A 24,929-nucleotide genomic window follows, 5' to 3' on the forward strand; every position below is an offset into this window, starting at 1 on the left:
AATCCGGACGAACGGCAGCCGGGTAGAACCCGGCTCTACGCGGCTTGCATCAGGTGTGCACGAATCCAGACGAAAGGCAGCCGGGTAGAACCCGGCTCTACGAGGTTTGCATCAGGTGTGCAGGAATCCAAACGAAAGGCAGCCCCGTAGAGCCGGGCTCTGCCCGGCTGGTGTCAGGTGTGCACGATTCCAAACGAACGGCAGCCCCGTAGAGCCGGGCTCTGCCCGGCTTGCGTCAGGTGTGCACGCATCCAAACGAAAGGCAGCCGGGTAGAACCCGGCTCTACGCGGCTTGCGTCAGGTGTGCACGAATCCAAACGAACGGCAGCCCCGTAGAGCCGGGCTCTGCCCGGCTGGTGTCAGGTGTGCACGCATCCGGACGAACGGCAGCCGGGTAGAACCCGGCTCTACGGGGGTGCGCGCCAAGCAGCCGGGGATCAGTCGCGGAAGTTGTCGAACTGCAGCGGTACTTCGAAGGTTTCCTTCTTCAGCAGGGCGATGGCGTCCTGCAGATCGTCGCGCTTCTTGCCGTTGACGCGCAGCTTGTCGCCGTTGATCTGGCTGTCCACCTTGAGCTTGGCTTCCTTGAGCTTGGCCGCGATCTGCTTGGCCACCTTCTGCTCGATGCCCTGCTTGACGGTGACCTTCTGGCGCGCGCCGGCCAGGTTGGTCTCGATGTCGCCGAACTCCAGGCAGCGGGTGTCGATGCTGCGGGCGATCAGGCGTGCGCGCAGGATGTCGGTCATCTGCTGCAGCTGGAAGTCGCTCGGGGCCGACTGGCTGATCACGCTGTCCTCGAGCACGAACTTGGCGTCCACACCCTTGAAATCGAAGCGGGTGGACAGCTCGCGGTTGGCCTGGTCGACCGCGTTGGTCAGTTCGTGGGTGTTGACTTCGGAGACGACGTCGAAGGAGGGCATGGGAATACTCCAGCAGGTGAAGCCCCCATTCTAACCAACCCGACGTGGACGGCCCGGCCGTGGCGGCGATAATGGGCCATGAACATGCAACGCTCTCCCTCCCGCGCGGTCGCCTGGATGCTCCTGGCGGTCGCCTGCTTCTCGCTGATGGATGCGGGCATGAAGCAGCTCTCCGCCAGCTATCCGACCCTGCAGGTGACCTTCCTGCGTGGCGCCGCCTCGCTCCCGTTCGTGCTGGTCTGGGTGCTGGCCACGGCCGGCCCGCGGTCACTGGTGCCGGTGCGCTGGGGCCTGCACCTGCTGCGCGGCCTGCTGGGCATGGCGATGATCGGCTGCTTCGTGTTCGCCCTGCGCAGCCTGCCGCTGTCCACCGCGTACACCATCTATTTCGTCGCGCCGCTGCTGATCGCCGCGCTGTCGGTGCCCCTGCTGGGCGAGCATGTCGGCCCGCGCCGCTGGATCGCCATCGGTATCGGCCTGGTCGGCGTGCTGGTGGTACTGCGGCCGGGCGGGGATGGCTTCATCTCGATCCCGGGGTTGATGGTGCTGCTGGCGGCGACCGCCTACGCGGTGGCTGCGATCACGGTCAGCATGCTGACCCGCACCGACACCCCGCAGTCGATGGTGGTCTGGTTCCTGGTGATCATGGCGGTGGGCGCGGGCCTGCTGGCGCTGCCGGACTGGCAGCCGCTGCAGTGGGGGCATGCGGCCCTGATCGGCGGCATGGGCCTGGCCGGGGCCGCCGGGCAGGTTGCGCTGACCCGTGCCTTCCAGCTCGGGGAAGCCTCGCTGATCGCCCCGCTGGAGTACACCGGGCTGGTCTGGGTGATCGGCTGGGACCTGCTGTTCTGGAGCGTGCTGCCCGACCAGGTGACTTGGCTGGGCGCGGCGATCATCGTCGCCTCGGGCCTGTACCTGCTGCACCGTGAGCGGGTCCGCCAGGTCCAGCCGCCGGCGCCGCTGGACCACCCCTGACCGGCCCCGGGCGTCGTGTGGCGCCCGATCACGCCGGCTTAGAACCAAACGGAATATCATTCCGCGCAACCGCACGGGCGAGGGCCGTCCCGCGCTGGTAGGCTGCACGCCCCCTCCCGTCGATGCCCCGGTTGACCGCGAAAGTGATCGAGTTCCAGCGCCTGCACAAATCCTATGCCGTCGGCGGCCGCGCGATCGCCGCGCTGCAGCCGCTGGACCTGACCATCGAGGCCGGCGAGGTATTCGGCATCATCGGGCACTCCGGCGCGGGCAAATCGACCCTGATCCGGCTGATCAACCGGCTTGAGGAGCCCACCGGTGGGCGCCTGCTGATCGACGGCGAAGACGTCACCGCGCTGGACGCCGATGGCCTGCGCACGCTGCGCCGGCGCATCGGCATGATCTTCCAGCACTTCAACCTGCTGTCGTCGCGCACGGTGGCGGCCAACGTCGCCTTCCCGCTGGAGCTGGCAGGCACGCCGCGCGCGGAGATCGATGCGCGCGTGGACGAACTGCTGCACACCGTGGGCCTGGAGGCGCACGCCACCAAGTACCCGGCGCAGTTGTCCGGCGGCCAGAAGCAGCGCGTCGGCATCGCCCGCGCGCTGGCCACGCGCCCGCAGATCCTGCTGTGCGACGAGGCCACCAGTGCGCTGGACCCGCAGACCACCGCGTCGGTGCTGAAGCTGCTGGGCAGGATCAACCGCGAACTCGGCCTGACCATCGTGCTGATCACCCACGAGATGGATGTGATCCGCCGCGTCTGCGACCGCGTGGCCGTGCTCGATGCCGGCGCACTGGTTGAAACCGGGCCGGTGACCGAGGTCTTCCTGCACCCGCAGCACCCGACCACACGCCGCTTCGTGACCGAATCCGAGCAGGTGGACGAGGGCGAGCTGCACAAGGATTTCGACGCCGTCGCCGGGCGCATCGTGCGCCTGACCTTCCTCGGCGCGGACACCTACGAACCGTTGCTGGGCCGCATCGCGCGCGACACCGGCGTGGACTACAACATCCTGTCCGGCCGCATCGACCGGATCAAGGACACCCCGTATGGCCAGTTGACGGTGTCGCTGGTTGGGGGCGATGTGCAGGCCGCGCAGGCCGGCTTCGTCGCTGCCGGTGTCCACCTTGAGGAGCTGCGCCGATGATGTTCGCCACCGCCGGCGGGTTCTTCCGCCATCTCGATGCCGGCAAGTGGGCCGATATCGGCCAGGCCACGCTCGATACCCTGCTGATGCTGGGTGGCTCGCTGCCGCTGACGCTGGCCATCGGCCTGCCGCTGGGTGTGCTGCTGTTCCTCACCGGCTCGCCGCAGCTGCACCGCAAGCCGGTGGTGTACGGCGCGCTGGCGCTGCTGGTGAACCTGCTGCGCTCGGTGCCCTTCATCATCCTGATGATCGTGCTGATTCCGCTCACGCTGTGGATGATGGGCACCTCGCTGGGCGTGCGCGGGGCCATCGTGCCGCTGGTGATCGGCGCGGCGCCGTTCTATGCGCGCCTGGTCGAAACCGCGTTGCGCGAAGTGGACCGCGGCGTGATCGAAGCCACCCAGGCGATGGGCGCAACCACCTGGCAGCTGGTGACGCGGGTGCTGCTGCCCGAAGCCCGGCCCGGTCTGATTGCCGGTGCCACGGTCACGGTCATCGCACTGATCGGCTTCACCGCGATGGGCGGTGCGATCGGCTCCGGTGGCCTGGGCGACCTCGCGTTCCGCGACGGCTACCAGCGCTCGCACACCGATGTGGCCCTGGTTACGGTGGTGCTGCTGCTGATCCTCGTCCAGATCCTGCAGATGCTCGGCGACCGCCTCGTCGCACATTACAGCCGCCGGTAACCCTGCACCGTCTGCCGGTAGCGCCGACCGTTGGTCGGCTGCTCTCCGTTCCGACATCGACAAACCCCGCGCTGCGCGCGGCAGCCGACCAACGGTCGGCTCTACGGGGTGCGGTGCCGATGGACCCATCGCGACAGCCGCCCAGAGGTCGGCTCTACGGGTTCCGGTGCCGATGGACCCATCGCGACAGCCGACCAGAGGTCGGCTCTACGGGGTCACGCTCAGCGGACGTTCGGGACCTCGTAGCCCAGGCGGTCCACCTGCTCGCGGTGCTGCGGGACGCGCTTGAGCTTGTCGGTGTTGACCCCGTACTCGTCGCGCAGGCGCGTGGCCAGGTCCTTGTACAGGTCTTTGTCCATGTCCGGCTGGCGCGCGAAGATCCACGCCATTTCACGGCCCGGGTAACCCACCAGCGCCCACGAATAGTCCGGCGCCACTTCCAGTACGCGGGTGTGGGTCGGCACGATCTTGTAGAACCAGGTGCGCCAGTTGTGGTTGCCGCTGTCCTCGTCCACCGACGCGCGCACCGTGAGTTCTTCCTGCGGTTCGGAGAAGCCGTTGCGGTAACGATAGGTGATGGCAACCTTCTGGTCGCCGCGCAGCCGGTATTCGTTGACGCTGGCCACATGGCCGCGCTCGACCGGATTCGGGACGCGTCCGATCACATACCAGGTGCCCATGAAGCGCTGCAGGTCGATCGCCGGGCCCACGCGCTCGGTCGTCGTCGGTGCCGGCGCCGGCTTGGCCTCATGACGGAAGGCGCAGGCAGGCAGCAGCGACAGCGTGGACAGCAACAGGACAGCGCGAAGCGGGCGGTTCACAGACATGCGGCGGTTGGCTCCAGGGGCTGGCAGGGGCATGGTGGGTGGGACGGCGAAGAACGTCAATGGTGGCGCACCGGTTGCATGACCGGTTCACGCTGCGGCACAAGGTCGCAGCCGGTGAGATGGTGGCACGGCAAGGTGACGCATCACTTTCGCACGGAGCGGTGTCATGTCCCTGTCGTCTTTGCAGCGTTCGTCCCGTTCCGCCGAGGCACCCGACCCGCGGGTGCTGCGTTGCGTCAGGCAGGCGGCCCTTGCCGGGCTGGCCCTGGTGCTGGTCTGGCCGGCCGCACGCGGCTACAGCAGCTGGTTGGGGTGGGGGCCGTTGTGGCTGGTCGGAATGCCGTGGCTGGCCTGGTGGGCGCTGTACCGCTTCCGGCTGCCGCTGCGCTGGTGGGCCCAGCGCCGGGCCACGGCCCGCCGGCGTGCGCCGCAGGCCCGGCGGCGGCGGCCGGCGCGGCGCCTGCGCGCGGCCTGACCTTCGACACGGGAGGGGCAGTGGCCGCCTGTGATAGCGTCCGGGGCCTATGACTGCCTGGAGCTGCAATGTCCCGAATCGCTTCCGCCTGCCTGGTGGCAGGCTTGATGTCCGTCGCCACGGCCGCGACCGCCGTGGCCGCTGAAACGCCGGCCGATCCGTACGCCTGGCTGGAGGACGTGACCGGCGACAAGCCGCTGTCCTGGGTCAAGGAACAGAACGCCAAGTCCGAGGGGCGCCTGGCGCAGACCCCGGCCTTCAAGGCGATGGAAGCCAGCATCCGCGAGGTGCTCGATTCGGACGCCAAGATTCCCGGCGTGCAGAAGATCGGCGATTACTACTACAACTTCTGGAAGGACAAGCAGCACGAGCGCGGCGTGTGGCGTCGTACCACGCTGGAGGAGTACCGCAAGGCCTCGCCGCGCTGGGAAACCGTGCTCGACCTGGATGCGCTGAACAAGAGCGAAGGCGAGAACTGGGTCTGGCACGGCGCCGACTGCCTGCGCCCGGATTACGCGCGCTGCCTGGTCGCGCTGTCGCGCGGCGGTGCCGACGCCGACGTCACCCGTGAGTTCGACCTGGCCAACAAGACCTGGATCAAGGACGGTTTCTTCCGCCCCGAGTCCAAGGGCGGCCTGAACTGGATCGATCGCGATACCGTGTTCGTCTACACCGACTTCGGCGCCGGCACGATGACCACCTCGGGCTACCCGCGCGTGGCCAAGCTGTGGAAGCGCGGCACGCCGATGGCCTCGGCCAGCGTGGTGTACGAAGGCAAGCCGGATGACATGTACATCTCGGCGATGCACGACGACACCCCGGGCTACGAGCGCAACCTGGTCAGCCGCACCCTGGCGTTCTACAACAACGAGATCTACCTGCGCGCCAACGATGGCACGCTGACCAAGATCGACGCGCCCAACTCGGCCGAGAAGGGCCTGCGCAAGCAGTGGCTGACCCTGGAACTGCGCGATCCGTGGACCGTGGGCGGCAAGACCTACGCAGCCGGTTCGCTGCTGGCCACCAAGCTGGACGATTACCTGGCCGGCAAGCGTGAGTTCGAGGTGCTGTTCGCGCCGACCGAGACCACCTCGCTGGCAGGCGCCAGCTGGACCCGCTCGCACCTGGTCCTCAACGTGCTCGACGACGTCAAGAGCCGCCTGAGCGTGCTGACCCCGACCGACAGCGGCTGGAAGAAGAGCGCGTTCACCGGGGCGCCGTCGTTCGGTACCGTGGCCGTGAGCGCGGTCGATGCCGACGAAAGCGACGCGGTGTGGATGACCGTCACCGACTACCTGACCCCGACCACGCTGGCCCTGGCCGAGATCGGCAAGCAGCCGGAAGTGCTCAAGACCATGCCGGCGTTCTTCAATGCCGACGGCAAGGTGATCGAGCAGCACTTCGCCACCAGCAAGGACGGTACCCGCGTGCCGTACTTCGTGGTGCACGGCAAGGACATGAAGCTGGACGGTTCCAACCCGACCCTGCTGTACGGCTACGGCGGCTTCGAGATTTCGCTGACCCCGTCGTACTCCGGTGCGATGGGCCGTGCATGGCTGGAGAAGGGCGGCGTGTATGTGGTCGCCAACATCCGCGGCGGTGGCGAGTACGGCCCGCGCTGGCACCAGGCGGCGCTCAAGCAGAACCGTCACAAGGCGTATGAAGACATGGCCGCGGTCGCCCGCGACCTGGTCAGCCGCAAGATCACCTCGGCCAAGCACCTGGGCGTGCAGGGCGGCAGCAACGGTGGCCTGCTCACCGGCAACATGCTGACCCAGTACCCCGAGCTGTTCGGTGCGGTGGTGGTGCAGGTTCCGCTGCTGGACATGAAGCGCTACAACCACCTGCTGGCCGGTGCGTCCTGGATGGCTGAATACGGCAACCCGGACACGGCCGACTGGTCCTTCATCAAGACCTTCTCGCCGTACCACCTGTTCGACGCCAGCAAGACCTACCCGCCGGTGCTGTTCACCACCTCCACCCGCGACGACCGCGTCCATCCGGCCCACGCCCGCAAGATGGCGGCCAAGATGATCGAGGCCGGCAAGGACGTGACCTACTACGAGAACATCGAGGGGGGGCACGGCGGTGCGGCCAACAATGCGCAGGCCGCGCACATGTCGGCACTGGCCTACAGCTTCCTCTGGGAGCAGCTGAGCAAGTAAGGTCGGGTATGCTCGACGGCCAGGGGCGGTCGAGCATCCCGCGGGGCGTCGGCCCGACGCGGACCCATCGCCCCGTGAACTCCGGGTGGTGGGGCGTCAGGTTGGCTCCACCCCAGCTTCAGCGCCACGCAGCGATGCGTGGCGTTTTTTTTTGGTGCAGGCAGGGGGCAGTCAACGCACCCATGTTTCCAGGCCACGGCGGATACGGGCCACGGCTTCTTCCAGCCGCGGCACCTCCTGCGTGTACGCCAGCCGCACGTGCTGGTGGGCGCGGTGGTGGCCGAAATCCAGGCCGGGGGTGAACGCCACGTGCTGGGTCTCCAGGAAGTGCGCGCAGAAGGCCTGCGCGTCGTCGGTGAACGCGCTGACATCGCAGTAGAGGTAGAACGCGCCTTCCGGCTCGACGTCGATGCGGAAGCCGAGCGCGCGCAGGGCCGGCAGCAGGTAGTCGCGGCGCTCGCGGAAGGCGGCGCGGCGTTGCTCGAAGATGGCGATGGTGGCCGGTTCGAAGCAGGCCAGCGCGGCGTGCTGGGCGATGCTGGAGGCGCTGATGTACAGGTTCTGGGCCAGCTTCTCCAGGTCGGGCACGGCCTGCGGCGGTGCCACCAGCCAGCCCAGGCGCCAGCCGGTCATGCCGAAGTACTTGGAGAAGCTGTTCAGCACGAACGCATCGTCGTCCACCTGCAGCACGCTCTGGGCGTCCATGCCGTAGGTGAGGCCGTGGTAGATCTCATCGACCACCAGGTGACCGCCGCGTGCCTTCAGCGCCTGCGACAGCGCCGCCAGTTCCGCGGCCGACAACACCGTGCCGGTGGGGTTGGCCGGCGACGCCACCAGCGCGCCAACGCTGTCGGCATTCCAGTGGCGTTCCACCAGGGACGGGGTGAGCTGGTAGGCCGTCTCCGGTCCGACCGGCACCAGTTGCGCGGCCCCTTCGACCAGGCGCAGGAAATGCCGGTTGCAGGGGTAGCCCGGGTCGGCCAGCAGCCAGTGCCGGCCGGGATCGACCAGCAGGCTGCTGGCCAGCAGAAGCGCGCCGGAACCGCCGGGCGTGATCAGGATCCGCTCCGGATCGATCTGCACCTGGTACCGGTCCTGGTAGAAGCCGGCGATGGCCTGGCGCAGGGCGGGCAGGCCGCGCGCGGCGGTGTACCGGGTATGGCCGGCGGCCAGGGCAGCCTGGCCGGCCTGCACGATCGGTGCGGCGGTGGTGAAGTCCGGCTCGCCGATCTCCAGGTGGATGACATCGTGGCCGGCCTGTTCCAGCGCCTGCGCGCGGGCCAGCAGCGACATGACGTGGAAGGGGGCGATGTCCTGGCTGCGGCGGCTGTAGCCGGCGGGGGAGGGCGTGGGGAAAGTGTCCATGATCCGATGATAGGCGCAGTGACCAACGACACGCTTGCCGCCGGCCCAACGCCCGCCGCAGACTGCGTGGACACGGACGCCATTGCATTCCCCCGCCAGGAGCCTTATCTCGTGAAGCCCGCCCATTGTTTACTGGTTGCCAGCCTGATGACCACTTCCGCGCATGCCGCCCCCACGCCGACCGCGCCTGACGCCGAAAAGCACCCGCATACGGTCAAGGCCCCGTTCGGCGCCACCCGCAGCGACGATTACTACTGGCTGCGCGACGACAAGCGCGAAAACCCGGCGATGCTCGCGTACCTGAACGCGGAAAATGCGTACACCGATACGGTGATGGCGCCGCTCAAGCCGCTGGAGGACACCCTCTACAAGGAGATCGTGGCGCGCATCAAGCAGGACGATGCCAGCGTGCCGGCGCGCGAGCGCGGCTACTGGTATTACACCCGCTTCGAGACCGGCAAGGATTACCCGATCCAGGCCCGCCGCAAGGGCAGCATGGAATCGCCCGAAGAGATCCTGCTGGACATCAACGCGATGGCCGCCGGCAAGGGCTACTTCAGCGTCGGCGATATGGACGTCAGCCCGGACAACCACCTGCTGGCGTGGGCCGAGGACGATGTGGGCCGCCGCCAGTACGTGATCCGCTTCAAGGACCTGCGCACCGGTGAGGTGCTGCCGGACCGGATCGAGAACGTGTCGCCGAACGTGGTCTGGGCCGATGACAACCGCACCCTGTTCTACGTCGAGAACGATCCGGAAACGCTGCTCACGGTGCGGGTGAAGAAGCACGTGCTGGGCACGCCGGCCGCCAGCGATGTGCTGGTCTACGAAGAGAAGGACGACAGCTTCTACATGGGCGTCGGCCGCAGCCGCGACGACCGCTTCCTGACCATCGACCTGCACAGCACGGTCAGCTCGGAGACGCGCTACGCACCGGCGGCCGATCCGCAGGCCTTCACCGTGCTCGCCCCGCGCGCGCGCGACGTCGAGTACGACGCCGACCACTTCGACGGCCGCTGGGTGATCCGCACCAACGACGCCGGTGCGACCAACTTCAAGATCGTCACCGCACCGTCCGATGCCACCGCACGCAGCCAGTGGAAGGACTGGGTGGCCCATGACGAGGCCGTGCTGATCGAGGGCTTCGAACTGTTCGACGGCTACAGCGCCATCGCCGAACGCTCCAACGGGCTGGAGCGCATCCGCCTGCTGTTCGCCGACGGTCGCCAGGAGTACGTCAAGGCCGATGAGCCGGCCTATTCGATGGGCCTGGCCGCCAATCCGGAACACGACACCCCGTGGCTGCGCTATGCCTACACCTCGCTGACCACGCCCACCACCACCTACGAGCTCAACACCGTCACCGGCGAGCGCCGCCAGCTCAAGCAGCAGCCGGTGATCGGCTACGACCCGTCCAAGTACACCACCGAGCGGGTGTGGGTCACCGCCCGCGATGGCGTCAAGGTGCCGGTGTCGCTGGTCTACCGCAACGGCTTCAAAAAGGACGGCAGCGGTGCGCTGTACCAGTACGCGTACGGCAGCTACGGCATGTCGATGGACCCGGGTTTCAACCAGACCGTGGTCAGCCTGCTCGACCGTGGCGTGGTCTATGCGATCGCGCATATCCGCGGTGGCCAGGAGATGGGCCGGGCCTGGTACGAGAACGGCAAGCTGCTGCACAAGCAGAACACCTTCAACGACTTCGTGGATGTCACCCGTGAGCTGGTCCGCCAGGGCTATGCCGCCAAGGACCGCGTGGCGGCGTCGGGCGGCAGCGCCGGCGGCCTGCTGATGGGCGCGGTGGCCAACCAGGCACCGCAGGACTACCGCGTGATGGTGGCCCAGGTGCCGTTCGTGGACGTGGTCACCACCATGCTCGATGCCAGCATCCCGCTGACCACCAACGAGTACGACGAGTGGGGCAACCCCGAGCAGCGCGAGTACTACGACTACATGCTCACCTACTCGCCGTATGACAACGTCCGCCGCCAGGCCTACCCGGCGCTGTTTGTCGGCACCGGGCTGTGGGATTCGCAGGTGCAGTACTGGGAACCGGCCAAGTGGGTGGCCAAGCTGCGCGACGACAACACCGGCACCCATCCGATCGTGTTCCGCACCAACATGGAGGCCGGGCACGGCGGCAAGTCGGGGCGCTTCCAGCGTTACCACGAGCTGGCCGAGTCCTATGCGTTCGTGCTTGACCAGCTCGGCGTCACTCCCGCAACGAACTGATCCACGGCCGGACGGGAGGCGGCCATCGCGGTCGCCTTCCCGGCTCGCTATGCTGGCGGCATGAGCCTGCCAGAGCGCCCTGACGTTGCCGATGCCGCCCCCGTGCGGCGGCCGGTGCGTTTCCGCTGGGCGTGGTGGCTGCTGGCGTATGTCAGCCTCGGCACCGGCATCGTCGGCATCTTCGTGCCGGGCCTGCCGACCACCGTGTTCATCCTGATTTCGGCCTGGGCCGCCTCGCGCGGCTCGGAGCGCCTGCACAACCGGTTGCTGCAGCACCCCCGTTTCGGCCCCGCCATCCGCAACTGGCAGGCGCACGGCGCGGTCAGCCGCTACGCGAAGTGGATGGCCACGCTGACCATGACCATCTGCGCCGGCATCATGCTGTGGTGCGTGCCCATCGCATGGGTCAAATGGCTGTCGATCGGCTGCATGACGGCCGTGGCACTGTGGCTGTGGAGCCGGCCGCTGCCGCCGCGCTCATCCTGAGGGGTTGCTGAGGTTGCCGGCCGGCGGCCGGGCATTACCGCAGGGGGCATGGCTATACTTGGGGCATGAAGACATCCCCCCGTACCCTCATCTCCCTGACGCTGGCCGCCTCGGCGCTGCTGGTGCTGTCGGCCTGTGGCAACAAGGGCCCGCTGGTCATGCCGCAGAAGCCTGTTCCGGTCGAAGAAGTGGTCGAGCCGGCCGCCGAGCCGGAGGCCACCCAACCCGCGGCCGATGCCGAGGTCGGTGCCACCCCGGTCGCCCCCGATCCGGTCGACGCGCCGGCACTCAAGGCCGATGACGGGAATGAATAAGGCGGCACCCCGGGCACTGCGCTTCAGCAAAATGCACGGTGCCGGCAACGACTTCATCGTGCTGGATCTGCGCGACGGCAGCCCCCCGCCGGAACCGGCGCTGGCGGCCCGTCTGGCCGATCGCCACACCGGCGTGGGCTGCGATCAGATCCTCACCATCGAGCCGCCCACCGCCGACGGTTCGGTTGCCTCGTACCGGATCTGGAATGCCGACGGCTCCAGCTCGCAGCAGTGCGGCAATGGCGCGCGCTGCGTGGCGGCCTGGCTGGTCCGCGACGGCGCCACCAGTGGCGACACCTTCGCCATCGACAGCCCGGTTGGCAGCCACGCGGTGGAACGCCTGGGCGAGGATCAGTACGCCGTGGCGATGGGCGTGCCGCGCTTCGAGCCCGATCAGGTGCCGTTGATCGGCTTCGCCCACGCCCGCGAGGAATATCTGCTGCCGCTGCAGGGCGACACCGTGCGTTTCGGCGCGGTCTCGATGGGCAATCCGCACGCCGTGATCGAGGTCGGGCTGGTGGATGCGGCGCCGGTCGAGCGCCTCGGCCCGCTGCTGCAGCAGCACGCCACCTTCCCGCAGTCGGTGAACGTCGGCTTCGTGCAGGTCATGGACCCGCGCCACGCCCGCCTGCGGGTCTACGAGCGCGGCGTTGGCGAGACCCTGGCGTGCGGTAGCGGCGCCTGTGCGGCGGCCGTGGTGATGATGCACCGCGGCCGGCTGGAACGTGACGCCATCATGTCGCTGCCCGGTGGCGACCTGCGCATCCGCTGGCCGGACCCGACGGCCCAGATCGTGATGTCCGGGCCGGCTGCCTTCGTCTTCGAAGGGGAATGGAACGCATGAGCGAGACCGTCGAGAAAATCGGAGCGCACGAAGTCGCCGCCTGGCTGCGACGTCATCCGACCTTCCTGAAGCAGTTCCCGGACCTGGCGCTGACCCTGGTGGTGCCGCGCGATGACGGTCCCACCGCGTCGCTCGCCAGCTACCAGCTGGACGTGCTGCGCGACAAGAACCGCGAACTGCAGCGCAGGCTGGCCGACCTGGCCGCCAACGCGCAGATCAACGAACGACTCGCCGTACGCACGCACCAGCTCACCCTGGCGCTGATGAAGCAGTCCAGCGCCGGCGACACGCTGCGGGCGATGGCCGCATCGCTGGAAGAGGATTTCGCCGGCGACCTGGTCCGCCTGGTGCTGCTGACGCCGGTGGCGGGTCTGGAGCAGGCGCCGTGGTTGCAGGTGGTGGCCGCCGACAGCCCGGCGCTGTCGTCGTTCCGCGATTGCCTCAACGACGGCGAACCCATCTGCGGGCGGCTGCAGCCGGAGAAGAACGCGCTGCTGTACGGCGACCGCGTGGACGATGTGCAGTCCAGCGCGCTGCTGCCGCTGCCGGGCGTCGGCCTGATCGCGGTCGGCAGCCGCGACGGCAACCGCTTCTATCCCGGCATGGGCACGCTGTTCCTGCGCATGATGGGTGAAGCGCTGGTGGTCGCGCTGGCGCGCTTCGACCCGGCCTGAACCGCCACGGCGCCGTGCCCATGACCGCCGTCGCCGAGTTTCTCGCCCACCTGCAGGTGGAGCGCCGCATGTCGGCGCACACGCTGGATGCCTACCGCCGCGATCTCGATGCGGTGTCGGTGTGGGCACAGGCGCAGGAGGCGGCAATCGAAACCCTGGACAGCGAGCAGCTGCGCCAGTTCATCGCCGCCGAGCACCGTCGCGGCCTCTCGCCGACCTCGCTGCAGCGCCGGCTGTCGGCCTGCCGCAGTTTCTACGGCTGGCTACTGCGGCACCGCCGCATCGAGGTCAGCCCCGCCGCCACGCTGAAGGCCCCCAAGGCGCCGCGCAAGCTGCCGCAGGTACTCGATGCCGACGAAGCGGTGCGACTGGTCGAGCTGCCCACCGACGCCCCCTTGGGCCTGCGCGACCGCGCGCTGCTGGAGCTGTTCTATTCCTCGGGACTGCGCCTGAGCGAACTGTGCGCGCTGATCTGGCGCGACCTGGATTTCGCGACCGGCCTGGTCAATGTGCTCGGCAAGGGCAACCGGCAACGGCGCGTTCCGTTCGGCTCGCATGCGCGCGCCGCCCTGCAGGCCTGGCAGGCCGACAGCGGTGGTGCCGCTGGCACGCCGGTATTCCCCGGGCGCAACGGCGGGCCGATCACCCAACGCGCGGTGCAGATCCGCATCCGCCAGCTCGCCCAGCGCCAGGGCCTGTTCAAGCACGTGCACCCGCACATGCTGCGGCACAGTTTCGCCAGCCACATCCTGGAATCTTCCGGCGACCTGCGCGGCGTGCAGGAGCTGCTCGGCCATGCCGATATCGCCACCACGCAGATCTACACCCACCTGGATTTCCAGCACCTGGCCAAGGTTTACGATGCCGCGCACCCGCGCGCGAAGCGGCGGCGCAGCAGCAACGAAAGCTGAATCGATCCGGTGCGTCACTGCGGCGCAGGGCAGGGTGGCTTGAAGCCCCGGGCAACGACCCCACCTCAGTCTCTGTCACCCCGGAGGCCACATGGACCCCAGTCAGAACCCCAACGTTTTTCACGCCACCACCATCATTTCGGTGCGCCGCAACGGCCACGTCGCGGTCGCGGGTGATGGCCAGGTCACGCTCGGCCACACGGTGATGAAGGGCAATGCCCGCAAAGTGCGCCGGCTGGGCCGTGAGGGCCAAGTGCTGGCCGGTTTTGCCGGTGCCGCCGCCGATGCCTTCACCCTGTTCGAACTGTTCGAAGCCAAGCTGGAAAAGCACGGCCAGCTGCAGCGCGCCGCCGTCGAGCTGGCCAAGGATTGGCGCACCGAGCGCCGCCTGGGCAAGCTGGAAGCGCTGCTCGCGGTGGCCGACAAGGACACCTCGCTGATCATCAGCGGCACCGGTGATGTGATCGAGCCGGAAGACGGCATCATCGCCATCGGCTCGGGCGGCTCCTACGCGTTGTCGGCCGCGCGCGCGCTGCTGGCGCATACCGAACTGGACGCCCGCACCATCGCCACCGAATCGATCAACATCGCCGGCGACATCTGCATCTACACCAATCGCAATGTGGTGGTTGAAGAGCTGTAAGCGAGCGCCGGCCTACGGCCGGCGCCGACCCGATACATGGCGTTGTGCCGGCCGCTTCCCGGCACCCCCCCCCCCCCCCCCCCCCCCCCCGACCCGATACATGGCGTTGTGCCGGCCGCTGGCCGGCAACCTCGATCAACCACATTCACTCGTGAGCACACCCATGCCGCACAAGATTGAAGTTTCGTCCGCCACCATGACCCCGCGCGAGATCGTGCAGGAGCTGGATCGGCACATCGTCGGCCAGCATGACGCCAAGCGCGCGGTCGCCATCGCGCTGCGCAACCGCTGGCGCCGCATGCAGCTGCCGGCCGAGCTGCGCAACGAAGTCATGCCCAAGAACATCCTGATGATCGGCCCGACCGGCGTCGGCAAGACCGAGATCGCGCGCCGCCTGGCCACGCTGGCCAACGCGCCGTTCGTGAAGGTCGAAGCGACCCGCTTCACCGAGGTGGGCTACGTCGGCAAGGATGTGGAGCAGATCATCCGCGACCTCGCCGACACCGCGGTCAAGCTGTATCGCGAGCAGGCCAAGGTGCGCGTGCGCAACCAGGCCGAAGAGCGGGCCGAGGACCGCATCCTCGATGCGCTGCTGCCGCGCCGCAGCGCCGGTATCGGCTTCGATGCCGAGGCTGCGCGCAATGAGCCGTCCGCGCAGGACAATGAAACCCGGATCAAGTTCCGTCGCATGCTGCGCAATGGCGAACTGGACGAGCGCGAGATCGAGCTGGAAGTCTCGGCCAACGTCGGCGTGGACATCATGACCCCGCCGGGCATGGAGGAAATGGGCCAGCAGCTGCGCCAGATGTTCTCCAGCATGGGCGGCGCCAAGGCGCAGAAGCGCACGCTGAGCATCAAGGCCGCGCGCCCGCTGCTGATCGAGGAAGAGGCTGGCAAGCTGGTCAACGAAGACGACATCCGCAGCGCGGCGATCGAGGCCTGCGAACAGCACGGCATCGTGTTCATCGACGAGATCGACAAGGTCGCCAAGCGTGGCGAAGCCGGCGCGTCCGGCGGCGACGTATCGCGCGAAGGCGTGCAGCGCGACCTGCTGCCGCTGGTGGAAGGCTCCAACGTGTCCACCAAGTACGGCACGGTCAAGACCGACCACATCCTGTTCATCGCCTCCGGTGCGTTCCACCTGGCCAAGCCCAGCGACCTGATCCCCGAGCTGCAGGGCCGCTTCCCGATCCGGGTGGAACTGGGCGCGCTGAGCAAGAACGACTTCGTGCGCATCCTCACCGAGCCGAAGGCCGCGCTGACCAAGCAGTACGAAGCGCTGCTGCTCACCGAAGGCGTGTCGGTGGCGTTCACCGCCGATGCGGTCGACCGGTTGGCCGAGATCGCGTTCCAGGTCAACGAGCGCCAGGAGAACATCGGTGCCCGCCGCCTGCACACCGTGCTTGAGCGCCTGCTGGATACGCTCAGCTACGAGGCCCCGGACCGCGACGGCGAGACGATCAGCATCGACCACGCCTACGTGGACGCCCACCTGGGCGAGCTGGTGCAGGATCCGGATCTGAGCCGCTACATCCTGTAAGCGGTGGGTGGTATGAACTGAAAGGGCGGCACTTCGGTGCCGCCTTTTTTTGTTGGCTCGGCGTGGGCGGAGCCAAATCTTCATAGTGGAAACGGCGCATACGCGACGGGAGGAAAATTCTGCTATGTCGGCATCACTGACGATCACGATATTGCGCGCGCATTCGGCGCAAGGATAGACAGCTACGTGGCCAGGCCTGATGGAAAAGCTGTATGGTTTGCCCAGAAGGGCTGGAGAAAGGCGGGCGTTTCATCAGGCGAGGGGGAGGTTCATGCAGGTCATTTCGAGAAAGTGCTTTAGCGCTGCTTCCACGGTCGCTGTTGCTACTCTTGCAGTCGGCATTGCATGTGGATACGCGTCGCCCCCGGTAAAACACAACCAGTGCAACATTGAGGAGCAGCGGGCTGGGAAAGCTGTCTGCGGCACACCTTTGACAAGACTGATCGTCGCGCCCAGCGATTTTGAAGGAGTGAGGGTAGAGACCAGCGGATTCATGCTCTATGAAGGCGCGAAAGGAGTTGTCTTCTATCCATCTGATTCCTTGCCCAACAGAACCGACGCATATAGCTGCATCGTAGTGTGGTCAGACAGTTCAAAAATTGACTGGTCCTCGCCGGAGCCGGAACATGGAGTCTACTTCGCCACCGTTGTGGGGACGGTTAGCCTTTCTGACCGTCGAAGAACCTGCTCAGCAGAACTCACCGGAGCTGAAGTCTCAGATATTTCGGTCGTCAAGCTGCATGAATGAGAAATGCTCGGGCCTTGTCCGCCATGTCGGCGTGACTCAAACCAATGAGTCTCCGAGATTCCCGGGGCGATTCATTCGGTGGTGTGCTGGTTGATCTGGAAGACGCTTCAATTTGTAGGTAGTGATGAGAACGCTGTTTGGCACAACCACGCCAGCATCCGCTACCGCTGCAATGCGGTGCCTTTGATCTTCCGTGGTCATCGGCCATCTGTCGAAGGCCGGCCGGGGCGGGTTTGCGGGACCGTCTAAAACAGGGATGTGTTTGACGAGCCTCCAGGGACGGATTCACGGGGTGTCCCGCAAACCCGCGCCGGACGGCCAAACCCACGGAACCGATGCCCACCGGCTGTTCGCCTGAATGCATGAGGCTGCCGGGCAGAGCCCGGCACCCAGGGAACCCATGCAATCCGAGGAGCCGGCCAGCGGCCGGCACTACGCCTCGTCGTCGGTCGGCAGCGCCGTCGGCGCCGCACCGGGGGTGAACACACCCGGTTTCACGAACGCACTGAGGATCGCGTCCAGGGTCTCCGCCCCGTCGCGTTTGATCTCGAACAGCTCCGGCTCCAGCATCGCGCTGTACAGCACGCCGGTGAGGCTGGTGCTGACGATGCGCGCCACCGTGTCCACGTCCACGCCATCACGCAGCTGGCCCAGGTCGCGCGCGCGCTGGAAGGCGGCCGCGAAGATGGCCAGCTCCTCGCGCGAGGCCTCCAGCTGCAGCTGCTGCATTGCCTGGCTCTCCACCGACAGATCGTTGCGCAGCATGATTTCCATCATGTTGCGCAGGCGCTCGTCGTCGGCCAGTTCCTGGAACGACACCAGCAGCGCCGAGCGCAGGTCCAGCACGGGTGTGGAGCGCTTGGAGGAGGTCGTGCGGCGCAGGCGCTCGATGAACGGGATGCGCTCGCGGTCGATCATCGCCGTCAGCACTTCGGTCTTGTTCTTGAAGTGCCAGTACACCGCACCCCGGGTAAAACCCGCACGCGCGCCGATCATCGCCAGGCTGGTGCCGGCGACCCCGTATTCATGGAAACAGGCCTGGGCGGCATCGAGGATGCCTTCGCGGGTGGCCTGTGCTTCTTCTTTGGTTTTTCTGGCCATTGCGCTGCGCAGGTGCTGGATGAAACCGGCCTGAATTGTACCGCTTTACAAACAAACATGCATGTATGTATATTTGCGCCCCACTGATCCTCGCCAAGCACCGCCTGCCTCGCGCCGGTAGGCACTCAGCCAGGTTTTGTCTGCATTTGTCGCCCTGTTGGCCGTGATTCGCCGTTTTATCGGTGACATTTCGTGGCGGGGTGCCCCTTATTCGTACCTGTGAGCCCACGCTGCCATGTCCCGATCCCCCTATCGCTTCCTCGCGCTGTCCCTCGCGATCGCCCTGACTGTGTCCGCCTGCGGCGGCGGTGCCCCGGAGGGGCAGCAGGGCGGTCCCGGCCAGGTCACCGTGGCCACCCTGAAGGCCGAGCAGGTCGGGCTGACCCGTGAACTGCCGGGCCGGACCAATGCCTTCCTGGTGGCCGAAGTGCGCCCCCAGGTCAGCGGCATCGTGGCCAAGCGCCTGTTCACCGAGGGTGGGCTGGTCAGCGCCGGCCAGGCGCTTTACCAGATCGACGACGCCAGCTACCGCGCCCAGGCCAACAGCGCCCGCGCCCAGCTGGCCCGCGCCGAAGCCACCGCCAACGCAGCCCGACTGAGCGCGCGACGCATCGCTGAACTGGCCAAGGTCGATGCGGTCAGCACCCAGGACAACGAGAACGCGATCGCCGCGCTGAAGCAGGCCGAGGCCGATGTCGGTGCCGCCCGCGCCGCGCTGGATGCGGCCAACGTCACCCTCGGCTACGCGCGCATCACCGCGCCGATCAGCGGCCGCATCGGCAAGTCGTCGGTCACCCAGGGCGCGCTGGTCAGCGCCGGCCAGGCCGATGCGCTGGCCACCGTGCAGCAGCTGGACCCGATCTACGTCGACCTGACCCAGTCGGCCAGCGAACTGCTGCAGATGCGTCGCGAGCTGGCCACCGGCCGCCTGCAGGACAACCAGAGCCTGCCGGTGACCATCCTGCTCGATGACGGCACCGAGTTCGCCCACAAGGGCACCCTGGAGTTCTCCGAAGTCAGCGTTGATCCCACCACCGGCAGCTATGCCATGCGGGTCAAGGTCGACAACCCCGACCAGATCCTGATGCCGGGCATGTACGTGCGCGCCCAGGTCGGCAGCGGCGTGCGCGAGAACGGCCTGCTGGTGCCGATGCAGGGCGTCGCGCGCGATCCGAAGGGTGATACCACCGCGATGGTGGTCGGCAAGGACAACAAGGTCGAAGTGCGTCCGGTCAAGGTCAGCCGTGCGGTCGGCAGCAAGTGGCTGGTCGAGGACGGCCTGCAGGCCGGCGACAAGGTCATTGTCGAAGGGCTGCAGAAGATCCAGCCGGGCATGCCCGTGCAGGCCACCGAGATGGGCGCCGCGCCGGCCAAGCCGGCCGCAGCGCCGGCGGCTCCGGCCGCTCCGGCCGACAAGCAGTAAGCGGAGAATCCAATGGCACGTTATTTCATTGATCGCCCCATCTTTGCATGGGTGATCGCGATCATCATCATGCTTGCCGGTGCGCTGGCCGTGGTGAAGCTGCCGGTCTCGATGTACCCGGAAGTGGCACCGCCGGCCGTCGAGATCAGCGCGACCTATCCGGGTGCATCGGCCAAGGTGGTCGAGGACTCGGTGACCCAGATCATCGAACAGAACATGAAAGGCATCGATGGCCTGATCTACTTCTCGTCCAACAGCTCGGCCAACGGCCAGGCCACCATCACCCTCACCTTCGAGAGCGGGACCAACCCGGATATCGCGCAGGTGCAGGTGCAGAACAAGCTGCAGCTGGCCATGCCGCTGCTGCCGCAGGAAGTGCAGCGGCAGGGCATCAACGTGGCCAAGTCCAGCAGCGGCTTCCTGCAGGTGATCGGCTTTGTGTCCAACGACGGCAGCATGGATGCCAACGACATCTCCGACTATGTCGGCTCCAATGTCGTCGATCCGCTCAGCCGCGTCCCGGGCGTGGGCAACATCCAGGTGTTCGGCGGCAAGTACGCCATGCGCATCTGGCTGGACCCCAACAAGCTGCACACCTACAAGCTGTCGGTGGATGAAGTCACCGCGGCCATCACCGCGCAGAACGCACAGGTGGCCATCGGCCAGCTCGGCGGTGCGCCGTCGGTGAAGGGCCAGCAGCTCAACGCCACCATCAACGCGCAGGACCGCCTGCAGACCCCGGAACAGTTCCGCAACATCCTGGTCCGCGGTGGCACCGACGGCAGCGAGCTGCGCCTGGGCGATGTGGCCCGGGTCGAACTCGGTGCGGAAAGCTACGACTTCGTCACCCGCTACAACGGCAAGCCCTCCACCGGTATCGCCATCACTCTGGCCACCGGCGCCAACGCACTGGACACCGCCAACGGCGTCCGCGCGGCGCTGGAGGACATGAAGGCGAACTTCCCGGCCGGGCTGGAATCGGTGGTGCCCTACGACACTACGCCGTTCGTGCAGGTCTCGATCAAGGGCGTGATCAAGACCCTGATCGAAGCCATCGTGCTGGTGTTCGTGGTGATGTACCTGTTCCTGCAGAACTTCCGCGCCACCCTGATCCCCACCATCGCCGTGCCGGTGGTGCTGCTGGGTACGTTCGGCATCCTGGCCGCGCTGGGCTTCTCGATCAACATGCTCACCATGTTCGCGATGGTGCTGGCGATCGGCCTGCTGGTCGACGACGCCATCGTGGTGGTGGAGAACGTCGAACGCATCATGTCCGAAGAAGGCCTGTCGCCATTGGAGGCCACCCGCAAGTCGATGGGCCAGATCACCGGCGCGCTGGTCGGCATCGGCCTGGTGCTGTCGGCGGTGTTCGTGCCGATGGCCTTCATGAGCGGCTCCACGGGCGTGATCTACCGGCAGTTCTCGGCGACGATCGTGTCGGCGATGGCCTTGTCGGTGCTGGTTGCCATCGTGCTGACCCCGGCGCTGTGCGCCACCATGCTCAAGCCGCTGAAGAAGGGCGAGCATCACGTGGCGCACCGCGGCCTGGCCGGTCGGTTCTTCAACGGCTTCAACCGTGGCTTCGACCGCTCCAGCGAAACCTACCAGCGTGGCGTCAAGGGCATCCTGGCGCGGCCGTGGCGCTTCATGTCCATCTTCGCCGCGCTGGCGGTGGTGATGGGCCTGCTGTTCGTGCGCCTGCCCAGTTCGTTCCTGCCCAATGAAGACCAGGGCATCCTGATGGCGCTGGTGCAGACCCCGGTCGGCGCCACCCAGGAGCGCACCCTGGAGGCGATGTACAAGCTGGAAGACCACTTCCTCACCAATGAATCCGAGGCGGTCGAGTCGGTGTTCATGGTGCAGGGCTTCAGCTTCGCCGGCATGGGCCAGAACGCGGGCATGGCCTTCATCAAGCTCAAGGACTGGAAGGACCGCAATGCCGACCAGGGCGTCGGCCCGATCACCGGCCGCGCGATGGGCGCGCTGGGCCAGATCAAGGACGCCTTCATCTTTGCTTTCCCGCCGCCGGCGATGCCGGAGCTGGGCATCGGCTCGGGTTACACCTTCTTCCTGAAGGACAACAGCGGCCAGGGCCACGAGGCCCTGCTCAACGCGCGCAACCAGCTGCTCGGCGGCGCGGGTCAGAGCAAGCTGCTGGCCAACGTTCGCCCGAACGGCCAGGAAGACACCCCGCAGCTGCGCATCGACGTGGACGTGGAGAAAGCCAACGCACTGGGCCTGTCGGTCGCCTCGATCAACAACACGCTGGCCACCGCGTGGGGCAGCAGCTACATCGACGACTTCATCGACCGCGGCCGGGTCAAGCGCGTGTACGTGCAGTCCGATGCGGACTTCCGCATGAACCCGGACGATTTCAACGTCTGGTCGGTGAAGAACACCAAGGGCGAGATGGTGCCGTTCAGCGCCTTCGCAACCAAGCGCTGGGACTACGGTTCGCCGCGTCTGGAACGCTACAACGGCGTGTCGGCGATGGAAATCCAGGGCGAACCCGCCCCGGGCGTGGCCTCGGGCGATGCAATGGCCGAGATCGAGCGCATCGCCAAGGATCTGCCGCCGGGCTTCGAGATCGAGTGGACGGCGTTGTCCTACCAGGAACGCCAGGCCGGTTCGCAGACGCCGCTGCTGTACACGCTGTCGCTGCTGATCGTGTTCCTGTGCCTGGCCGCGCTGTATGAAAGCTGGAGCGTGCCGACCTCGGTGCTGCTGGTGGCGCCGCTGGGCATCCTCGGCGCGGTGCTGGCCAACACCATGCGCGGCATGGAGCGCGACATCTACTTCCAGGTGGCGATGCTCACCACCGTGGGTCTGACCAGCAAGAACGCGATCCTGATCGTGGAGTTCGCCAAGGAGAACCTGGAGAAGGGCGTCGGGCTGATCGAGGCCACCATGCATGCCGTGCGCGACCGTCTGCGCCCGATCATCATGACCTCGCTGGCCTTCGGCCTGGGCGTGCTGCCGCTGGCGATCGCCTCCGGTGCCGGCTCCGGTGCGCAGCGCGCGATCGGTACCGGTGTGCTCGGCGGCATGGTGGTGGGCACTCTGCTGGGCGTGTTCTTCATCCCGCTGTTCTTCGTGGTGGTGCAGCGCGTGTTCAACCGCAAGGCGCGCACCTGACAGTCATGAAGGAAATCTCAATGAACCGTTCAACGCTTTCCCTTGCCCTTGTGGCCGCGCTGCTGCTGTCCGGCTGCGCCACGCTGGTGCCGCGCAGCACCGAAGTGGCCCCTGCGATTCCCGCGCAGTGGCCCGGCAGTACGGTGGCCGACGCGTCGGCCACCCCGGTCGCCGACATCGGCTGGCGCGACTTCTTCGTCGACCCGCGCCTGCAGGCGGTGATCGGCCAGTCGCTGGAGAACAATCGCGACCTGCGCGTGGCGGTGCTCAACGTCGAACGCGCCCGCGCGCAGTACCGCATCCAGCGCGCCGACCGCGTGCCGGCGATCGCCGCCCAGGGCCAGATGACCCGCAGTGGCGGCGACGTGCCGGTGACCGAACAGTTCAGCGCCAACTTGGGCGTGGTCGAATTCGAGCTGGATCTGTTCGGCCGCGTGCGCAATCTCAGCCAGGCGGCACTGCAGCAGTACTTCGCCGAAGCGGCCAACCGCCGCAGCGCGCAGTTGTCACTGGTGGCCGAGGTCGCCAATGCCTGGTTGACGCTGGGCGCCGATGCCGAGCAGCTGCGCATTGCCCAGGCCACGCTGGCCACCTATGAAGACTCGCTGCGCCTGACCGAAGCGCGGCACCGTCTGGGCGGCGCCTCGGCACTGGAACTGAGCCAGACCCGCACGCTGGTGGAAACCGCCCGCACCGATGTCGCCCGCTTCGGGGGACAGGTCGCGCAGGACCGCAATGCGCTGGTGCTGCTGGCAGGCGGTCCGATCGACGAGGCGCTGCTGCCGCAGGGTGAAATCACCGATGTGGCGGCCGTGCAGCCGCTGCCGGCCGGCGTGCCCGGCGATGTGCTGCTGCGGCGCCCGGATGTGATGGCCGCCGAGCACACGCTGATCTCGGCCAATGCCAACATCGGCGCGGCGCGTGCGGCGTTCTTCCCGTCGATCAGCCTGACCGGCAGTGTCGGTTCGGCATCCTCGGAGCTGTCCGGCCTGTTCGACAGCGGCACGCGCGTGTGGAGCTTCATTCCCAAGCTCAACCTGCCGATCTTCCAGGGCGGCAAGCTGCGCGCGAACCTGGGCATGGCCACTGCCGATCGCGATATCGCGCTGGCGCAGTACGAAAAAGCCATCCAGTCCGGCTTCCGCGAAGCGGCCGATGGGCTGGCGTTGAACCGCAGCCTGGCCGAGCAGCTGCAGTCGCAGCAGGCGCTGGTGGCGGCGGCCGAGCAGGCGCAGCGGTTGTCGCAGGCCCGCTACGACGCCGGGCTGGACAGCTTCCTGACCCTGCTCGACGCGCGTCGCACCGCTTACAGCGCACGCCAGTCGCTGGTCAGCACGCAGCTGGCGCAGCAGTCCAACCAGGTGGCGTTGTACAAGGTGCTCGGCGGCGGCTGGCACGAGCGCGGCTGAGCACGCGGGAATGACGGGGCGGTCACACCGCCTCGTCATCCGGGCGAGGGTGATGGCATGAGGCGCGCACCCGTTCCAGCGCGTCGCCGGCGTCACGCGCCATGCGTTCGTACTCGCGGCGGATCTCTTCCAGTCGTTCCTCGTCGAGTTCTTCCAGGTCCAGCAGCTCGTTGTTCGCCTCGGCGGTGGCGCGGATCAGCTCATCGAGCTTGATCTGGATCGCGGCCGTGTCCGCGTTCTGACTGTGCTGGATCAGAAACACCATCAGGAAGGTGATGATGGTGGTGCCGGTGTTGATCACCAGCTGCCAGGTATCGTTGAACTTGAAGATGGGGCCGCTGGCGCCCCAGATCACCACGATGGCCAGCGCGCCGAGGAACGTCCACGGCGTTCCAGCAGAGTAGGACGCCTTCTTGGCGACCAGGTTGAATACACGACGAAGTTTCATGGGCCCCGGCAGGGTGGTGGCGATGACCCATCATTGGTGGCGCTGCGTGCAGGCGGCGTGCACCGCCGCCGCTCAGGCGCGTGCGCCCAGACGCGGGCGTGAGGACAGATCCTGGCGCCCGGCGCGGTAGACGTGTTCCCAGCACTGCTCGACGAAGTCGCGGGCCTGGTCTTCGCTCAGGCGCGGCATGATCTGCAGCGCGTAGTGCGTCTGGAAGGATTCATCGCGCTGCTCGTCGCTGGCCCGTGGCTGGGTGATCAGCGAATCGCAGGCGAATTTGATCCACGGGATGTAGTGCCCGAACGAGCCGGCGCCGAGCGTTCCGTCGGCATGTCGCTGGCGCCAATGGGCCACTTCGGCGTCGACGTCGATCACGGCGGGGATGGAAAGCGAGGCGGAAGACATGGTTGCGTCGATATGGAAGGAGGGAGTCGAACAAGAGTGCGTAATGCGCGGT

23 protein-coding genes are annotated in these 24,929 nt (G+C 67.2%); 17 read left to right on the top strand and 6 right to left on the bottom strand.

Annotated features, from left to right (window positions below):
• Window positions 1-437: 437 nt before the first annotated feature.
• Window positions 438-920, bottom strand: a complete 483-nt coding sequence (locus ACO6VK_RS17340; RefSeq protein ID WP_422509292.1) for a YajQ family cyclic di-GMP-binding protein — start codon at window positions 918-920, stop codon at window positions 438-440.
• Between the two features lie 78 nt (window positions 921-998).
• On the opposite strand from ACO6VK_RS17340, the gene ACO6VK_RS17345 reads away from it, so the two are divergent.
• The 3 genes from ACO6VK_RS17345 (at window position 999) to ACO6VK_RS17355 (ending at window position 3,732) form a co-directional block, all read left to right on the top strand.
• Window positions 999-1,895 carry a DMT family transporter gene (locus tag ACO6VK_RS17345; protein WP_422509294.1) on the top strand — a complete coding sequence of 299 codons (897 nt, stop codon included), beginning with the start codon at window positions 999-1,001 and terminating at the stop codon, window positions 1,893-1,895.
• Between the two features lie 143 nt (window positions 1,896-2,038).
• On the top strand, window positions 2,039-3,046 hold the full coding sequence (locus ACO6VK_RS17350; protein ID WP_422509382.1) for a methionine ABC transporter ATP-binding protein: 1,008 nt from the start codon (window positions 2,039-2,041) through the stop codon (window positions 3,044-3,046).
• Window positions 3,043-3,732 (top strand): methionine ABC transporter permease, encoded by a 690-nt coding sequence (locus ACO6VK_RS17355; protein ID WP_422509296.1) that lies wholly within the window; start codon window positions 3,043-3,045, stop codon window positions 3,730-3,732. Before ACO6VK_RS17350 ends, ACO6VK_RS17355 begins: the two co-directional genes overlap by 4 nt.
• A 221-nt stretch (window positions 3,733-3,953) precedes the next feature.
• Here the strand turns inward: ACO6VK_RS17355 and ACO6VK_RS17360 are convergent, their stop codons facing one another.
• On the bottom strand, window positions 3,954-4,559 hold the full coding sequence (locus tag ACO6VK_RS17360) for a lipocalin family protein (protein ID WP_422509298.1): 606 nt from the start codon (window positions 4,557-4,559) through the stop codon (window positions 3,954-3,956).
• Window positions 4,560-4,725: 166 nt separating this feature from the next.
• Here ACO6VK_RS17360 and ACO6VK_RS17365 point away from each other — a divergent pair, with 166 nt between their 5' ends.
• Window positions 4,726-5,034 (top strand): hypothetical protein, encoded by a 309-nt coding sequence (locus ACO6VK_RS17365; protein WP_422509300.1) that lies wholly within the window; start codon window positions 4,726-4,728, stop codon window positions 5,032-5,034.
• Between the two features lie 68 nt (window positions 5,035-5,102).
• Window positions 5,103-7,199 (top strand): prolyl oligopeptidase family serine peptidase, encoded by a 2,097-nt coding sequence (locus ACO6VK_RS17370; protein ID WP_422509302.1) that lies wholly within the window; start codon window positions 5,103-5,105, stop codon window positions 7,197-7,199.
• A gap of 171 nt (window positions 7,200-7,370) precedes the next feature.
• Here ACO6VK_RS17370 and ACO6VK_RS17375 read toward each other — a convergent pair whose 3' ends face one another.
• Window positions 7,371-8,564 carry a pyridoxal phosphate-dependent aminotransferase gene (locus ACO6VK_RS17375; RefSeq protein ID WP_422509304.1) on the bottom strand — a complete coding sequence of 398 codons (1,194 nt, stop codon included), beginning with the start codon at window positions 8,562-8,564 and terminating at the stop codon, window positions 7,371-7,373.
• Between the two features lie 111 nt (window positions 8,565-8,675).
• Between ACO6VK_RS17375 and ACO6VK_RS17380 the strand changes: the two genes are divergently transcribed.
• The 9 genes from ACO6VK_RS17380 to ACO6VK_RS17420 all read left to right on the top strand — a co-directional run bounded on the left by ACO6VK_RS17380 (window position 8,676) and on the right by ACO6VK_RS17420 (window position 16,956).
• The gene (locus ACO6VK_RS17380; RefSeq protein ID WP_422509306.1) at window positions 8,676-10,796 is read left to right on the top strand and encodes a S9 family peptidase; all 2,121 of its coding nucleotides are present in this window, start codon (window positions 8,676-8,678) and stop codon (window positions 10,794-10,796) included.
• A 60-nt stretch (window positions 10,797-10,856) separates the two neighbouring features.
• Window positions 10,857-11,282, top strand: a complete 426-nt coding sequence (locus ACO6VK_RS17385; protein ID WP_422509308.1) for a YbaN family protein — start codon at window positions 10,857-10,859, stop codon at window positions 11,280-11,282.
• A 65-nt stretch (window positions 11,283-11,347) separates the two neighbouring features.
• The gene (lptM, locus tag ACO6VK_RS17390; protein ID WP_422509310.1) at window positions 11,348-11,596 is read left to right on the top strand and encodes an LPS translocon maturation chaperone LptM; all 249 of its coding nucleotides are present in this window, start codon (window positions 11,348-11,350) and stop codon (window positions 11,594-11,596) included.
• A complete protein-coding gene (gene dapF, locus ACO6VK_RS17395; RefSeq protein WP_422509384.1) occupies window positions 11,589-12,440 on the top strand; it encodes a diaminopimelate epimerase in 852 nt (283 codons plus the stop codon). The genes lptM and dapF overlap by 8 nt, the downstream gene beginning before the upstream one ends.
• Window positions 12,437-13,114, top strand: a complete 678-nt coding sequence (locus tag ACO6VK_RS17400) for a DUF484 family protein (protein WP_422509312.1) — start codon at window positions 12,437-12,439, stop codon at window positions 13,112-13,114. The genes dapF and ACO6VK_RS17400 overlap by 4 nt, the downstream gene beginning before the upstream one ends.
• Before the next feature lie 20 nt (window positions 13,115-13,134).
• Window positions 13,135-14,025: a tyrosine recombinase XerC gene (gene xerC, locus ACO6VK_RS17405; RefSeq protein ID WP_422509314.1), complete on the top strand. Its 891-nt coding sequence runs from the start codon at window positions 13,135-13,137 to the stop codon at window positions 14,023-14,025.
• A gap of 91 nt (window positions 14,026-14,116) precedes the next feature.
• The gene (gene hslV, locus ACO6VK_RS17410; RefSeq protein WP_017356659.1) at window positions 14,117-14,668 is read left to right on the top strand and encodes an ATP-dependent protease subunit HslV; all 552 of its coding nucleotides are present in this window, start codon (window positions 14,117-14,119) and stop codon (window positions 14,666-14,668) included.
• A 163-nt stretch (window positions 14,669-14,831) separates the two neighbouring features.
• Window positions 14,832-16,208, top strand: coding sequence for an ATP-dependent protease ATPase subunit HslU (gene hslU, locus ACO6VK_RS17415; RefSeq protein ID WP_422509316.1), 1,377 nt, complete (start codon window positions 14,832-14,834; stop codon window positions 16,206-16,208).
• Window positions 16,209-16,407: 199 nt separating this feature from the next.
• Window positions 16,408-16,956 carry a hypothetical protein gene (locus tag ACO6VK_RS17420; protein WP_422509318.1) on the top strand — a complete coding sequence of 183 codons (549 nt, stop codon included), beginning with the start codon at window positions 16,408-16,410 and terminating at the stop codon, window positions 16,954-16,956.
• 432 nt (window positions 16,957-17,388) lie between these two features.
• Here ACO6VK_RS17420 and ACO6VK_RS17425 read toward each other — a convergent pair whose 3' ends face one another.
• Window positions 17,389-18,057, bottom strand: coding sequence for a TetR family transcriptional regulator (locus ACO6VK_RS17425; protein WP_017356653.1), 669 nt, complete (start codon window positions 18,055-18,057; stop codon window positions 17,389-17,391).
• A 235-nt stretch (window positions 18,058-18,292) separates the two neighbouring features.
• Between ACO6VK_RS17425 and smeD the strand changes: the two genes are divergently transcribed.
• Genes smeD through ACO6VK_RS17440 form a run of 3 tightly spaced genes read left to right on the top strand, consistent with a single transcriptional unit; the run spans window position 18,293 to window position 24,024 of the window.
• Window positions 18,293-19,480, top strand: a complete 1,188-nt coding sequence (smeD, locus tag ACO6VK_RS17430; protein WP_422509321.1) for a multidrug efflux RND transporter periplasmic adaptor subunit SmeD — start codon at window positions 18,293-18,295, stop codon at window positions 19,478-19,480.
• A 12-nt stretch (window positions 19,481-19,492) separates the two neighbouring features.
• A complete protein-coding gene (smeE, locus tag ACO6VK_RS17435) occupies window positions 19,493-22,615 on the top strand; it encodes a multidrug efflux RND transporter permease subunit SmeE (protein WP_422509323.1) in 3,123 nt (1,040 codons plus the stop codon).
• Between the two features lie 20 nt (window positions 22,616-22,635).
• Entirely contained in the window at window positions 22,636-24,024 is a 1,389-nt protein-coding gene (locus ACO6VK_RS17440) for an efflux transporter outer membrane subunit (protein WP_422509325.1), read from the top strand.
• Between the two features lie 22 nt (window positions 24,025-24,046).
• Here ACO6VK_RS17440 and ACO6VK_RS17445 read toward each other — a convergent pair whose 3' ends face one another.
• Complete coding sequence (locus tag ACO6VK_RS17445; RefSeq protein WP_422509327.1) at window positions 24,047-24,472, bottom strand: low affinity iron permease family protein; 426 nt, start codon at window positions 24,470-24,472, stop codon at window positions 24,047-24,049.
• Window positions 24,473-24,544: 72 nt separating this feature from the next.
• Window positions 24,545-24,877, bottom strand: coding sequence for a hypothetical protein (locus ACO6VK_RS17450; RefSeq protein WP_422509329.1), 333 nt, complete (start codon window positions 24,875-24,877; stop codon window positions 24,545-24,547).
• Window positions 24,878-24,929 lie beyond the last annotated feature (52 nt).

This window comes from Stenotrophomonas sp. GZD-301 (assembly GCF_049310345.1).
Taxonomy (GTDB): domain Bacteria; phylum Pseudomonadota; class Gammaproteobacteria; order Xanthomonadales; family Xanthomonadaceae; genus Stenotrophomonas.